The following is a 13,868-nucleotide window of genomic DNA, read 5'->3' as shown; positions in this document are numbered from 1 at the left end:
TGATATGAATAAATATCAAAAGCTATTACATGAAACGTATGTGTTAACTGGCGAAGGGAAATTGGATGCGTTCAAAACGTATTTAAGTAAAAATGTATCTTGGACAGAAGCTGCTGGGTTTCCATATGCAGGTACTTATATAGGTCCAGATGAAGTAGTGAAAAACGTACATGAACGTCTTGGCACAGAATGGGATGACTATAGCGCTAAAGATGAAATCTATGCTTTTAATAACAATACTGTTATCGTGTATGGAAAATATAGTGGGACATATAAAGCTACAGGGAAATCGTTCATAGCAGATTTTTGTCACCTTTATAAGTTTGATGAGAACGATAAGGTTAAGAAGTTTATTCAAATTGTGGACAGTGCAACTGTTAATGAGGTATTAAGTTAGAATGAATCGTTTCTAATATGCCTTGTATAGGGGGAGGTTAGGATAAATGAAATTCCTAACATTACCCCTGACATTACATTTTGGGGAAGGTTTCTCCTTCTTCAAACTTTTTATAGAAGAAAACTTATTTAAGTAGAAGAGGTAGGTATATATGAAATTAGAGAAAAGTTTAATCATAACAATTATTTCTGTATTTATTTTAGGAGTAGTTTCGACTTTGGTATATCAAGCTTCCGCTGGTAATAACAAAGGGAACTCAATTAAGAGCGAAAATGTCGCTTCTGCATCAAAAGAAGTAAAAGAAAATGAAAAGAATAAAAAGATGGTAGTTGATTTCTATAATGAAGTTTTTAACAAACATAATATCGATATTATCCCTAAATATGTTAGCGAAGATTATAAGCAACATAATCCTTTTGTTGCTGATGGACGAAAAGCCTTCATGGATTTCTTTAAGGAGGATTTTGTTAAAAATCCTAATTCCTCTGCAGAGATTAAACGTGTAGTAGCTGAAGGGGATACAGTTGCTCTTCATGTACATTCTCGTACTAATTCTCAAGATAAGGGAGTTGCTATAGTGGATATATTTCGTATCAAGGATGGAAAAATTGTCGAACACTGGGATGTAATTCAAGAGATTCCAAGTGAAGCAGCTAATGATAATACGATGTTTTAGATAGAAGATATATTTAATAGTTGTTTAATTGATAGTGCTTTGTAGAATTTAGATAAGTAAAGGAGATGTCCTAGTACCATGCCTGGGACATCTCCTTTTTGTTTTAACGATATTTAATTTATTGTTATTTGTATTTTTTATGTACTACTATTCAAGTACATATCATTTCAGGCGGTTTTCTTTTATCCCGCATTAACGGGCAGTAAGATCCCCACCTCAAAATTCAGCGAAAGCAAAGAAATTAGGTGGGGGCGGGCTGCCCGTAAAAGCCCAATTGGTGAGGGCAAAGTTTCACTTTATGCTTCTATACCTTTTCCCTCTTCTACACTAGCAAAAGCAAATCAGATAAAAATGTAGAGCTTAAGTAACTAAAATAAAGAAAAAGCCATACAAGTAGTATGACTTTCTTTGCGGAACAATTAAGCTTGTGGTGTAGGCGGTCTTCCATGATCGTAAGTAGGTGCACCAGTATCACCATCAGCTATACCCAAAGGCTCCCCGTGTGTGTAAGATGAAGACCACCCTTCTCCATGTGTATATTCTGGAGAAGTACCGATATGCCCATCACTAAATGCTAAATCAGGTCTTTGTGGTGCAGGTGTGTCACCTTTGTTTAATGCCGAAAATTCTAAGTTGTTACTTATACCAAAAGTCATAATTCCAGCTAACGTTAAACCTGCTATTGTTAATCCAAACTTTTTCATTACTTTAACGCCCCTTTAGCTAATAGTTTTTTCTTTGCTTCATTACTCATATAAAAATATTTACTAGCCTTCACATGATGTTCCTCTGCATAAAATTTATTCGCTAATCGTTCTGCATATTCTTCAATGCAATCCCATAACTCTTCTTTTTTAAAGTATGAAACTCCTGCTAATACAACAGCTTCTAATTCTGTAGTGTTAGACGTGTTGTTCAATTTTTCTAAGATTTTAAAGCGATATTGATATTCTTTATTTGCTAATTCATTGCAAATGTTTAAGCCCTTTTCGATGAGTTGAGATGCTACTGCCGTTTCGCCTAATTTTAAATTTTCATCTGCTTGTAAATATAGGGCTTTAAAGTGATTTGGTATATTTTCTGTAACCTCTGATAAGTGACGAATTGCTAAAGAGGATAGATTTTGATTTGCATATAATAGTCCGATGTTATTTCTAACACGTAGTAACAATGTTCTTTCATTTTTACTTTTTAGAATATCTATGGCAGTGTTAAAACTTTCTTCGGCTTGTTCAAATTGCCTTAAATCTATACAAGCTAATCCAAAAACATTGTCACATAATGCTACATTAATTTTATAGCCTGTGTGTTTAGAGAAAATATCTTTAGCTATTCGTATGTAATCAATAGCTAAAAGCGGTTTATAGATTTGATAATAAAATGAAGCTAAACGGTAATTAAATTCAGCTTCTTCTACTTCATTCATTGCGTACATTAAAAGTTTTTTCGCCTTCTCAAAATATTCTTTTGCTTCATTATAGTCTGCAAGAATTGTGCTGTGAATAGCTTTGAAGAAGTGATAATAATAGGATAAAAAACTACTATCAGGTATATCAAAGGAGTTAATTTCATTAAAGCTATCTTTTGTAATGTTAAGTCCATCGGTTAGTACTTTATATCTAAAGTCTAATAATGAATAGTATAATAATAAATTTTTATCTTCTTTTATACTGGAAAGCTTATCTTCAACTTCTTGTTTTAAGTTTGTTGCTTGTACATTTTGATGTTGTAGTATAGCTTGATACCAGTCATTAAATAATTTTGAAATCTGTTCATTCCCTTCACTGGAACACGCATATAATCCCTTCCTTTTCTGAATAGTCTTACATTAAATAATAGCAAGTATAGAATATAATGGAAATTGAAATTTGTTATTTCTCAACATTTGTTTAACAATTTTATTTTCAATTATATAAATAATCGTATTCATTCTAACTGTTTAGTAAATTCAAATATTTGGTACAGTGAAATAATTCTACACGGTACAATTTTTTTATAAATGCTATGAATGCCGTTAAAGAAAAAGCAAAGAAAGACTTCCAAGATGATTACATGACACAGAATTACGTAGCAGATGAACCATCTAAGGTATTTGATTATATAAATGGTATTGAACTCAAATCTCAGGAAGAACTAAACGTTATGAAGAAAGTGATCAACGACTTCCCTAATGACTTCATGACTACTGAATATGTTTATAACAGATAAAAGCTATGAACAAGCAGTAATAAGATATTATGCTTTTCATTTTTTCGCAAACAAAATATGGATAAATACGTTAAAACAATATTCGGATGGGAGTCCAATACATATTATTAAAATTAAAGTGGTTCAAGTCGGAGAAAGGCCCCTTTTGGTGTCTTTCTTTTGTATTTATAACTTTTTTTAGAAAATATTTGAAATATTATACAGTGAATTATATTATTATGTGTGTATGATTTCTGGTTTTAAAAATTACAAAAATTAATAGGGGGGAAACAATAATGAAGTTAGGAAAATTAGCATTAATTGGGGTGTTAACTTTTAGCGGTTTTACTGCAATAGAAATGAGTAAGCCTACCTCACAAGCAGCTGCAGCTTACTCAGATCCACTTAATGATGATTGGGGATTTAAAACCATTGTGGATTTACAAAATTCAGAGGAAAGTACATATCAACCAGATTGGAAGATTGGGAATTTAATAACTGGTGATACATTTTACTTAGCACAGCACTTTGGTAGAGAACATTTTGGTGCGCAAATGAAAATTTTTAAAATCCACACAAATGGTACCCTAGAACGATTCCAAACAATAGAACCAGAATTTATTCCTGGAACAGAAATTTGGCAAACCCCTATCACAGATAGCTATACAAGTGGTACTTATGTAGCTGTAATTAAATATCGTGGTGAATTCACGTATTCAAATCAATTTACAATCAATTAGGGATGTAATAAATTGAAAAAAGACTCACTTGGGTTTCTTTTCTTCTGTACATTATATCTATTACGTGCTCATTGATTTTTTATGTACGTTTGATATAATTACTGTAGTAGTATTACAGTAATAGCTTGTGTATATAATAAAAGAAGAGATGCGCTAACATCTCTTCTAATAACTGCTACCGTCAGGGTGGTGGTTATATCATTTATTTTTTACGAAACCCACCCTTTTGCTTTGGACGGCGACGAGGAGTGGGTTTTTTGTTATCTTTTTCTAAAATTTGTTTCCTAAAAACATACGCAGAAACTTCACGTACAATGGCTTTCACAAATTCTTTTAAAAGCTCAAACAAAAACTCCATAGGTATATCACCCCCTTTCCTTCCAAATGGAAAGAAGGGATAACCAATCACCCTCACAATATACAGTTAATCCTATTCTATCATACTAGTACAATCTCACCGATATAAAAAAGGACCACCATTACTGGCAGTCCTTTTTTGGTAGTTTTAGAAATTAAATTATAACATATTAATATACAAATTAAAAATATACCTTTACAAAAGATACTATAAGTTTTTATAATTCTTGATTTCTCAATTTTCATTGCATAATGAATTTTTCTATGGGGTATTAACAACTAACATTAAAATTATCAATTCACTAGATTATTAGAAAAACTGGTTATCTATATAATTATTTGGTAAAATATAGATATAATTTAAGAGGGTAAAGTTAATATAGATCAACTAAGTAATGCTAAGAAAATGTTTTATTGCATAAAAAGGCTCCATTGCTGGAGCACTCAAAATAAACAAACGAATTAAAACAAGAAACAGACAATTTAACTATATAGATAAAACATAAATAAATCTATATATATGTAAATATGCATATAAAAACTCTATTTATTGATGCTATAATAGGTTTACTCGATGATTGTTATATTTTTTTTATGGTTTTTAAGCAATAAATACCTTCTTAACACCAAGTGTACAAGTAAAAGAAGACATCTTAAGCGATGTCTTCTTTTCTTATATAATAACAACACAATAAAATTAAGGTGGTTCAAGTCGGAGGAAGGCGCCTTTGGGTGTCTTTTCTTTGTCGAATTTGCCTAATAGGGGCAGCACCACATTGCCATCAAGTTAAAAATTTTTTTCACCCAAAACAAAAAAACGAGCTGAATTCACATAAATAACTATGGAAGAAAACAAAAACTTGGGATTAAAGAACTTGTGATGTATGACTATATTGGCTGTTTTTATTCAGAAGGATATATTAATCCTGAGTATACATTTGTATTTAATCATGAGGATATCGAAGAAATTATATTTGTAGGTTTTATAGATGAGGAAGAAGAGGCATTTGTAGGATTGCTTAATTGAATATGATCTAGAAACAGGTAATCTTCAAATTCCGATAAAACTAGCAATCTCCACGCCGAACTTGGACAAATCCTAAGCGGGGGAAAAACGGACGCGAAAATGATGAAGAGATTACTATTTTCAAATCAGTTAGTTTGGCTGTAGTAGATATTATTGTTGCGAATTATTTGTATGAAAAAGCAGTGGAGCGCGGGATAGAATTGAGTTTTGAGGGACTGCCCTTTGGTGGTCTTTTTTGCATAAAATCTTGTAAAGCAAGAAAAAGTAGAATGTTAATATTCTAATATTCAATAGAAAGATAAAATATTCAAAAGTTCAGAATAATACATTATAATATATTTAGTAAAATTAACCAATATATATTTTGCTCATTATGTATTAAGGGGGAAATGAAAATGGCTGGACAAATTCGTATGTCACCAGAGGAGCTTAAATCGAAAGCGGCTCGATATGGACAAGGTGCAAATCAAATTGAGGATATTTTAAGTCAACTACAAAACTTACAAAATGAATTAAGAGGAGAATGGGAAGGACGTGCTTTTGAAGGCTTTGACCAACAGTTCAATCAATTAAAGCCAAAGGTACAAAACTTTGCACAGCTATTACAAGAAATTAATATGCAGCTTAATAAAACTGCAGAGGCTGTTGCTTCTCATGATGAAGAATTATCACGTAATTTCGGTTTGAAATAAAAATTGTCATACTCTATATAACAAGCATTTCAAATGAGCCATACAGCTTATATTGTATGGCTCATTTGATTGCATGCCCAACTTAGCTGGACACACGTTTAAAAAGAGTGATATTGTTAGGGGATTTTCATATATTTATTGGGATTTCTTTGGCATGTTCTGAAAATTAGAGAAAGGATTTGAGTGATGGGACAATTTCAAAGTAATTTTCAAACGGCACAACAAATTGCTACGCAGATGAGAACAGCTTCGAATATAATCCAAAGTGCAACAAATCGTTCTATAACAAAGGCGACGCGTACAACACTATCTGTTAATTCCAAAGCACAAGAAGCGAATCAACAAATGTTAGATTTTACGAAACAATTTTTCACTGCCTTTCAACAAGCGGTCGATAATATTCATTCAGTAGCCCAAGAGTTTGAGAGAATGGATAACGAACTTCACAATACTTTTCGCTAATGTGACAACCTACGTAAAGGTAAAATAGTAGGAGGAATATAATGAGTCAAGATATTGAAAAACAAATCAATCAAGTAAATCAAAAGTTAAGAAGTGTATTTGAAGAACAAGACCGAAATCAATCCGCGATTCACATTCAGGAGCAAGCGGAAGCAGATTTTTATGAATGGAGAGGTCGAAACCATCGTTTGTTTGATCGAATTTTAGGAACTTGGTATGGTGATAGAGAAATGTCTCAATTTTTTATGAATACATATCAAGAGGCACAACATATTGAACGAAAAGTCACATTTGAATTAGAAAACCAAAAAGAAACGTTGCTTAAAGAAAGACGAAACCTTAATGATTTAGAAAACGACCTTTCCTATCAACAACAACAATTAGCGAGGGAGGTCAATGCATGAGCTTAAATATGTATTTAGGAGAAGTACAAGGCCAAACTCAAAGTATGAATGCTGTATGTAACGCTACTATTCAAGGTATGGAACAAGTCATTCAGTCAATTGATGCCTTTGCAATTGATACTGTTCTACAAGGACAAACTTATAGCAGTGCAAAATCATTTTTTGTACAAACCTTTCGTCCTTTAGCGCAAGGAATCATTTATCTGTGTGAAGAGTTAATTCGCCAGAACGATGCTTTTCCAAGTCAATTTCAATCACAAGTCGCTTCCACAGATGTAATTGAACAAGAAATATTAGAACAAATTCGAGAAATTGACCGAATGAAAGCAAGTATGGAAGCCATCAGTCAAGCTATGCCAATCCCAGGTATGGACGCTATGGCGAATCTTTTTACTGTGATGAGGAAAAAACTGCAAGAAAAGCTGGATTATTTGTATCAATTCAATCAGACCTCTAGTAATAATTATAGTACAGCACTTCAATTAGCAGCTAGTATTGCTGCAGGTCTTGCGGAAGTTCAGAGTGGGAAAGGGTTTAGTCCTGCAAGTGGTACATTTAGTACGCAAGGGTTGAATATGGAATGGACAACTTCTATTCAGGCGATTACAGAAGATAGAAATCGTCAGACTGATAACCTTCTAAATAGTGGTACAATTGAAGAAGGAGCAATTGATGGTAGATTTTCATCGGAATCAGAAGAAAAAGGTTTTGATGGTAAAAAACTAGCAAGGGATATAGCTGGTGAAATAAGTGGTGAATATGATATTCGTCGGGCTTGGGATGGTGTTGATCCATCATCTGGAGAAAAACTGTCTACTTTGGACCGATTTTTAGCTGGTGGGATGGTAGTAGCTGGTCTTACCCCAATTGGAAAAATTTCGAAAGTTGGTAAGGGTTTAAAGATGACTGCTGACGCTACTAAGGTTGTAAATAAAACTAAAAAAGTACCTGTTGAGAAAGTAAATGAAGCTAAAGGTACAAGTGAAGTTAATAAGAAAGTCAGCGGAACTAGTGTAGGAGAAGAAAACGTTACTTATCGTAGGGTTCAAGGTGGTGATAGTAAAGAGTTAATTTTAGTTAATGATGATGGTACACTCTCTTTAAATAGTAAATGGAGGGCAGATCATAATTTAAATGTATCTACTGGAAAAGATCACTCTACATATTTCAAAAATAAACGAGCAGACTCATATATTGTGGAATTTGATGTACCACAGTATTTAGATGATTTAATTAGAGAAAATGCGATTTCTCAGAAGGGTTATAAAACTAATCCACTTAACCAAGGTAGAACAGCTCCTAAGATTGTTGACAAGGGTATTTTTGATAAATATGGATTTGAAGGTGTTGCATACGAATTACCTGACCCCATTAGTCGGTGGTTGGTAGAATACGGACGGAATGCTAAACTTATTAAGTAAGAGAGGAGAGCGTGTTAAATGATTAAGCCTTTATACGCCGAAAATATTATAGTAGGTGTAAAATATAAAAATAAGCTCAATTGGTATATAACTGAATCGGATTTATGGTATTTAGATTATAATCAAGCTGGATATTCTCCTAGTGAATATCCAGAGGAAAGAAAAGGCATTAGTATTTTAAATGAGACTACAATAGCTAACTTTTTAGAAAGAATAGAAAAATATAAAAGATTTACAGAAGATATTAGGTTAGAATTTTTAAGGGAACTAAGAACTAATAGAGAAGAAGCCTATTATGATTATAATCCATGTTTCCTAATAGACTTTGAGCGTTTAATTTTTTATTCTAATTATCCGGAATCAATATCTTTTGAAGAATATATTCCGAATAACTGGAGAGGTTATTTACAGCGATTTGATGAACAAGTACCCTATGAATATAGATATTGGGAAGATGAGAAAAAAAACTATTTAGTTAGAGAGGATTAGGTCATGGAAGAAAATAAAGTAGTTATGATAAAAGAAACATTTAAAAATGAAGAAACTGGTGAACTAACGCCAGGAGTTACTATAATACTTGATGGGAATTTAAGGGAAGTGTTGGAGATAATTATGGAAAAAGAAGGCTATTCGGATTATCCAGAAGCTTTAAAAGAAGTAATCTTTGAAGGGATTCATCATTTTGTGAAAAGAAATAAATAATAAGCTGACATATACTTTTAAGGTAAAGGGCAATTCTGAAAGGGATATGCCCTTTTTATTTTTTAAATTTGAAATGTAGCTCAGATATTATCTTTTTCTTCCTTATTGATACCAATATATTTTAAGTGTAATTTATGAGGTGCTATGATTGAGTATTTCTTACAACATAGCGAAATCTTTTGTTTGTTTATAGAACCAATAGCCGAAGGTTTTGCACATGGTGTGAGTCCCAATAGATTCGATCCCAGCAAAATCTTTGGCTTTTTGAAATTTTTGATAAGCCTAGAGTTTATTAATGGGTTGATCTTCTTTTCGAGAAGGGAATAATATTTCACAGAAGGTGTAAAATGGGATGTTGATTTAGATGGTGATGGTGAAGATAATAGTATTAAGGATAGGGTGAAAACGGGTTCGAAAAAAGCTTGGTTAACAGTAGCGGGGGTGGTTTAATTAACATGAAAAAAAATACAGATTTTAATAAAAAAGTTTTTGAATATTATATGGCTCTTTATGCTGTAAATGATATAAGATCGACTATAATTACTCTTGTGATTGGGATAGCAGATATATTTGTGCTTTTACCTGCTTTTGCGAATCCTGTTCAACCGATATATATGTACATAATAGTTCCACCAGTTGCTTTTTTAAATGTATGGGCAATATGGATTGTTATAAATCCTAGGAAGCGACAATTACAATACACTCTATTTCGTGGGGTATTTGGCATCGTATGTTCAGTAGGATTATTAGTTATAACCCAAAAGTTTGCATATGGAATGTTAGGATTACAAACTCCCATCTATTTTGTTTTTCAGTTGGTTTGTATATTTTTGCTTTGAACCAGTATTATAAAAATCATATTAGAAAACTTCAGGGATCAATCAAAAAATCAAAGTCATCGAAAAAAAACTCTGGTTTCGGAGTATTGGCTTTTGTAGGATTGGGTCAACTCATTGCTAATATCAGTCTTGGTTTTGCAACACAAAAGATGATAGCAATTGTATTAATGTGTGTATACTCCATGCTTTCGTTTATGTTGTTTCATTTCATTATGGAACTTCATAGGTACTATTATTTAAGGAAGCATATAGAAGATGGGGGTAGAACACATGAAACCTTTTAAAGAGGTTTATTGAATTTTAAGTATTGTGATTTATGGAAGGAAACAAAAACTTATGGTTAAAGAACCTGTGATGTATGACTATATTGGCTGTTTTTATCCAGAAGGAGGAAAGCTGATATGCAAGCATTTAAAGTTGGGAAATTAGTCACATTCGTTGCAATTATAATACTTCTTGTAGTTGCTATTTTATCTCCTTACAACTTATTTAAAAAGATTTATTTTATTATTGGTGTTCTTATTATTGGCGCAATTTCACTTGGTGCAAATAAATTCTTTGAACTGATACACAGTAAATTTAATAAGAAATGATATTACTTATGTGATAAGGAAATTCCCCTCTAAATTCTTAATGATTTAGAGGGGAATTTCTACAATATGATTTTACCGGATTACGTGGAACTAAATTAGTCCATCACCATATTGGTGGTGGTCAAGCTGTTGGTGTTCCGCTGCCACTACATCCTGGTTTTGGAGGGATTCATAACGCAGAAAAAGCGATTGGAGCATGGGGGAAAAGATGCAGGATATGTAGAAATGCTTCAGAAATGTATTGAACATCATACATTAGGTGGTAAATAAAAAATGAAAAATGAAATGGAAAATTGTTTTGATAAAATAATTAGAGAGTGGCAAGATTGTAATAGTTCATTACTAAAATCTTTATGGATAGAAGAAGCAGATACTTTTATCTATGAAGGAGAACCAGATATAGAGGGGTACGTATTCTGGAAACCGTTAGAAAAAATATAATTCATGATTTTTCTAATATAGAAAAAGATTTGGGGATACAATTACATAATTCAATTAAAGAATATTATAATTCTTATTGGTTTTTAGACTTAGGAGGTAATTATTTAGGTTATGATTTTGAATTAAATTCTGTTATACCAGGAATTGAACTGCATGATTTTTATGTATCTTTACAAAGGTACCAAGGCGCACATGATAATCAACTGAATAATATTCCTCTTGGTATGGAATTTAATGGTCTCTTGGTAGTTGTAGATAATGAAAATGGACAAGTGAAATTAGAAGATTATGAAAGCAAAAGCTTCGAAGTTATTTGTGATAGTTTAGCAGAATTAATTTTAAATCTTTCATAATCAGGAACCTGGTCGAATGCAACTTGTAGATTATCAGATACATCACGATACTGGTCATACAGGTGGATATAAAATTTGAGGAAAAGATAGGGCGGTTTATAATTATGAACAACATTACATGGATTAATGTAAGTGAGAAAAAAGTTACAGATGAACAAATTGAACAATTAGAAGAGTACTTTGGTATTAAATTTCCTAATGATTTTATTGAGTGTGTAAAGAAATATGATGGTGGCTATCCTACTCCAGATACATTCAATATTCCTAATCAGGATGAAGATTCACTTAATAACCTTTTAACCTTAGACTCTGAGAGAAAAATTTCTATGCTGCAAACATATAATAGTATAAAAGATAGATTGGTAGATAAAGTATATCCTTTTGCTAGAGACCCGTTTGGTAACCTTCTATGCTTTGATTACCGAAATAATCCTCAGTCACCAACAGTCGTATTTTGGGACCATGAGGAAGAAGAAATGGAAGAATCAATCTATCCTGTTTGTTCATCTTTTGCAGAATTACTTGATAGCTTATATGAGTTTGAAGACGAGGACGAATAATTAATTATGAGTAACAAAAGTAAGACTTATGTGAATTACGCATAAGTCTTTTTAATATTATCTCAAAGTTAAGAAGATTGAGGGGGAAAATTCTCATGAATCTAGGGGAGCTAGTTTAAAAGAAATTAAAAGACAATTAAATATACCTAGATTTCAACACCCGATTAGTCAAAAGATGGTACCATTAACAGATAGTAATGGTAAAAGGATATTGAATGATAATAAACAGCCTATTATGACTCGAGAATTTACATATGAAGTAAAAGGTCAATCAAGATCATCCACCGCATCATAATGTAAGACCTGAATACAATACACGAACAGGACAGGTAGATGGTATGGAGGATTATTATTATTTTGAGAAGAGAAATAATAAATAGGGAGTAAAAAATGATTGATCAATTTAAATTTTTAAATCCACAAGCGTTAATTAGTATTTTTGGGAAAATACCAAAGTTTGAAGAATCAGAGTTAGTAGATGTGCGTCTTAAAAGAGATGGTCCTACTTTAGTTATTCAATTGATGATAAAGGAAAAAGTTGAAAATAAGCCAAAACGATGGAATAAGTGGGATGTAATTTATGTAGAGATATCTTTCTTTACTATTTATAATTTAACAATAAAAGGTTTAGGGACAGAAAATATAATTGATTATTTTGAAATAAATAAGATAGAAGAAGGTTTATTAAAAATTAAGTGTAAGAATCAAATGTTAGTTGAGTGCTCGTTTGAATGGGCGAAGGTAGAAGGAGTAACCCCAGGCTTAATAGGATTACCGTAATTTTGATGGGAAGTAGATAGTTAATTTTTATAATATTCATATTTTAATATTTTTGGGTTAAATAAGGAATGTATAAAGGACGTTTGAAACGTTGATAGTATTGCAAACATATGAAGCGGAAATTACTAAAATTAAGATACGTGATTATATACCTGTATTAGATGATTATGATAGAAGTGTCAAAGGTGAGATTGTAATAGGTGGGTATAGTTATAGATTCCGCAGGAGTTTCATTTAAGTTTGAGAAGGAAGCGAGATAATAGAATGCAAAAATTTTCAAAAATAGTTATATGTGTTGGTGCGTTAATAATGATTATACTGGGCATGATTGTACATGATACATGGAAGGATAGGATTTATTTTTCTTTAGCTGTACTTTTTGTTACCGTACTTTCTTTACTATGGAATATAGTTGCTCATAATATTATGGATAAATTTAGAAAAAAGGAGAATAAATAGCTATGAAACTTTTAATGATCGGAACAATAGCAGGGTGGTTTAATTAACATGAAAAAAAGTATAGATTTTAATAAGAAAGCTTTTGCACATTATATGGCTCTTTATCCTGTAAATGAAATAAGAGTCCAAGTAATTGTCCTTGTCCTTTTGGGGGCAGATGTGTTTGTTCTCTTGCCTGCTTTTGCGAATCCTTTTCAATTACTCTATGTATATATAGTAACTCCTCCAGTTATTTTTTTAAATTTGTGGGCGATATGGATTGCTATCAATCCTCGGAAACGACAATTACAATACACTCTATTTCGGGGAGTATATGGCACCATATGTTCAGTCGGATTATTGGTTATAACGCAAAAGTATGCCTATGAAGTGTTACAATTACAAACTCCTATCTATTTTATTTTTTCAGTTGGTTTGTATGGTGTTGCTTTGTATTATTTTTATAAAAATCATATTGAAAAACTTCAGGAACCAAGAAAAAAATCAAAGTCGTCGAAAGGAACTGGTGGTGTAAAAGTAGCAGCTATTGCAGCTGGATCGGGGCAGTTAATTGCTAATATAATTCTTAGCATTGCAACACAACAGATGGGGGTAATTGTATTTATGTGTGCATGCACAGTGTTTTCGTTTGCTTTGTTTTATATGATTATAGAACTCCATAAGTATTATTATTTACGGAAGCATATAGAAGATGGAGGGAAAATACGTATAGGATTTTAAAGAGGATTTGTTGCATTTCAAGTGTATAATTGCATTCTTCTTATGGAAGCCATTCACG

At 32.0% G+C, this 13,868-nt stretch carries 17 protein-coding genes and 9 pseudogenes; 22 read left to right on the top strand and 4 right to left on the bottom strand.

Going from position 1 to position 13,868, the window contains the following annotated elements:
• Positions 1–4: 4 nt before the first annotated feature.
• Together IQ781_RS11030 and IQ781_RS11025 are read left to right on the top strand one after the other, a co-directional pair.
• Positions 5–397, top strand: coding sequence for a nuclear transport factor 2 family protein (locus IQ781_RS11030; protein ID WP_001046378.1), 393 nt, complete (start codon positions 5–7; stop codon positions 395–397).
• A gap of 151 nt (positions 398–548) precedes the next feature.
• Entirely contained in the window at positions 549–1,073 is a 525-nt protein-coding gene (locus IQ781_RS11025; RefSeq protein ID WP_000764206.1) for a nuclear transport factor 2 family protein, read from the top strand.
• Positions 1,074–1,492: 419 nt separating this feature from the next.
• On the opposite strand, the gene IQ781_RS11020 is transcribed toward IQ781_RS11025, so the two are convergent.
• The gene (locus tag IQ781_RS11020) at positions 1,493–1,777 is read right to left on the bottom strand and encodes a hypothetical protein (protein WP_016125553.1); all 285 of its coding nucleotides are present in this window, start codon (positions 1,775–1,777) and stop codon (positions 1,493–1,495) included.
• On the bottom strand, positions 1,777–2,841 hold the full coding sequence (locus IQ781_RS11015; RefSeq protein WP_481748668.1) for a response regulator aspartate phosphatase: 1,065 nt from the start codon (positions 2,839–2,841) through the stop codon (positions 1,777–1,779). Before IQ781_RS11015 ends, IQ781_RS11020 begins: the two co-directional genes overlap by 1 nt.
• A gap of 233 nt (positions 2,842–3,074) precedes the next feature.
• Here IQ781_RS11015 and IQ781_RS11010 point away from each other — a divergent pair.
• Together IQ781_RS11010 and IQ781_RS11005 are read left to right on the top strand one after the other, a co-directional pair.
• Positions 3,075–3,301: pseudogene (locus tag IQ781_RS11010) on the top strand (hypothetical protein); the annotation flags it as partial.
• 255 nt (positions 3,302–3,556) lie between these two features.
• On the top strand, positions 3,557–4,000 hold the full coding sequence (locus IQ781_RS11005; RefSeq protein ID WP_065211941.1) for a DUF5065 family protein: 444 nt from the start codon (positions 3,557–3,559) through the stop codon (positions 3,998–4,000).
• A 202-nt stretch (positions 4,001–4,202) separates the two neighbouring features.
• On the opposite strand, the gene IQ781_RS11000 is transcribed toward IQ781_RS11005, so the two are convergent.
• Positions 4,203–4,358 (bottom strand): hypothetical protein, encoded by a 156-nt coding sequence (locus IQ781_RS11000; RefSeq protein ID WP_000394762.1) that lies wholly within the window; start codon positions 4,356–4,358, stop codon positions 4,203–4,205.
• Between the two features lie 840 nt (positions 4,359–5,198).
• On the opposite strand from IQ781_RS11000, the pseudogene IQ781_RS10995 reads away from it, so the two are divergent.
• The 8 genes and pseudogenes from IQ781_RS10995 to IQ781_RS10960 all read left to right on the top strand — a co-directional run.
• Positions 5,199–5,384, top strand: a pseudogene (locus tag IQ781_RS10995) (DUF4176 domain-containing protein); the annotation flags it as partial.
• Between the two features lie 116 nt (positions 5,385–5,500).
• A complete protein-coding gene (locus IQ781_RS28325) occupies positions 5,501–5,668 on the top strand; it encodes an ornithine cyclodeaminase (RefSeq protein ID WP_306821754.1) in 168 nt (55 codons plus the stop codon).
• A 111-nt stretch (positions 5,669–5,779) separates the two neighbouring features.
• Positions 5,780–6,076 carry a WXG100 family type VII secretion target gene (locus IQ781_RS10985; protein WP_000918591.1) on the top strand — a complete coding sequence of 99 codons (297 nt, stop codon included), beginning with the start codon at positions 5,780–5,782 and terminating at the stop codon, positions 6,074–6,076.
• A 186-nt stretch (positions 6,077–6,262) separates the two neighbouring features.
• Positions 6,263–6,538 (top strand): TIGR04197 family type VII secretion effector, encoded by a 276-nt coding sequence (locus tag IQ781_RS10980; protein ID WP_139846935.1) that lies wholly within the window; start codon positions 6,263–6,265, stop codon positions 6,536–6,538.
• Positions 6,539–6,579: 41 nt separating this feature from the next.
• Positions 6,580–6,942, top strand: a complete 363-nt coding sequence (locus tag IQ781_RS10975) for a DUF3958 family protein (RefSeq protein ID WP_000076121.1) — start codon at positions 6,580–6,582, stop codon at positions 6,940–6,942.
• Entirely contained in the window at positions 6,939–8,363 is a 1,425-nt protein-coding gene (locus IQ781_RS10970; protein WP_242808300.1) for a pre-toxin TG domain-containing protein, read from the top strand. Before IQ781_RS10975 ends, IQ781_RS10970 begins: the two co-directional genes overlap by 4 nt.
• Before the next feature lie 18 nt (positions 8,364–8,381).
• On the top strand, positions 8,382–8,852 hold the full coding sequence (locus IQ781_RS10965; protein WP_139846937.1) for a hypothetical protein: 471 nt from the start codon (positions 8,382–8,384) through the stop codon (positions 8,850–8,852).
• 3 nt (positions 8,853–8,855) lie between these two features.
• On the top strand, positions 8,856–9,065 hold the full coding sequence (locus IQ781_RS10960) for a hypothetical protein (RefSeq protein ID WP_000392187.1): 210 nt from the start codon (positions 8,856–8,858) through the stop codon (positions 9,063–9,065).
• 80 nt (positions 9,066–9,145) lie between these two features.
• On the opposite strand, the pseudogene IQ781_RS10955 reads toward IQ781_RS10960, so the two are convergent.
• Positions 9,146–9,392, bottom strand: a pseudogene (locus IQ781_RS10955) (site-specific integrase); the annotation flags it as partial.
• Positions 9,393–9,520: 128 nt separating this feature from the next.
• Between IQ781_RS10955 and IQ781_RS10950 the strand changes: the two are divergent.
• The 10 genes and pseudogenes from IQ781_RS10950 (at position 9,521) to IQ781_RS10915 (ending at position 13,810) form a co-directional block, all read left to right on the top strand.
• A pseudogene (locus IQ781_RS10950) lies at positions 9,521–10,188 on the top strand (hypothetical protein).
• A gap of 13 nt (positions 10,189–10,201) precedes the next feature.
• Positions 10,202–10,294, top strand: a pseudogene (locus IQ781_RS10945) (DUF4176 domain-containing protein); the annotation flags it as partial.
• An 11-nt stretch (positions 10,295–10,305) separates the two neighbouring features.
• Complete coding sequence (locus IQ781_RS10940; RefSeq protein WP_001147552.1) at positions 10,306–10,497, top strand: hypothetical protein; 192 nt, start codon at positions 10,306–10,308, stop codon at positions 10,495–10,497.
• Between the two features lie 107 nt (positions 10,498–10,604).
• A pseudogene (locus IQ781_RS10935) lies at positions 10,605–10,742 on the top strand (hypothetical protein); the annotation flags it as partial.
• 28 nt (positions 10,743–10,770) lie between these two features.
• Positions 10,771–11,291: pseudogene (locus tag IQ781_RS10930) on the top strand (SecY-interacting protein Syd).
• Positions 11,287–11,370 (top strand): annotated as a pseudogene (locus IQ781_RS28320) (HNH endonuclease); the annotation flags it as partial. The pseudogenes IQ781_RS10930 and IQ781_RS28320, both read left to right, overlap by 5 nt.
• A 25-nt stretch (positions 11,371–11,395) precedes the next feature.
• Positions 11,396–11,851, top strand: a complete 456-nt coding sequence (locus tag IQ781_RS10925; protein ID WP_001060032.1) for an SMI1/KNR4 family protein — start codon at positions 11,396–11,398, stop codon at positions 11,849–11,851.
• A gap of 311 nt (positions 11,852–12,162) precedes the next feature.
• Positions 12,163–12,231: pseudogene (locus IQ781_RS28315) on the top strand (HNH/endonuclease VII fold putative polymorphic toxin); the annotation flags it as partial.
• Between the two features lie 10 nt (positions 12,232–12,241).
• Entirely contained in the window at positions 12,242–12,631 is a 390-nt protein-coding gene (locus IQ781_RS10920; protein ID WP_139846939.1) for an immunity 50 family protein, read from the top strand.
• A gap of 507 nt (positions 12,632–13,138) precedes the next feature.
• Positions 13,139–13,810: a hypothetical protein gene (locus IQ781_RS10915; protein ID WP_071740881.1), complete on the top strand. Its 672-nt coding sequence runs from the start codon at positions 13,139–13,141 to the stop codon at positions 13,808–13,810.
• Positions 13,811–13,868: the final 58 nt, after the last annotated feature.

Source organism: Bacillus sp. N447-1 (genome assembly GCF_022701035.1).
Lineage (GTDB): Bacteria > Bacillota > Bacilli > Bacillales > Bacillaceae_G > Bacillus_A > Bacillus_A cereus.
Note: the sequence above shows the minus strand (reverse complement) of the source record. Positions and strands in the feature narration are given on the sequence as shown.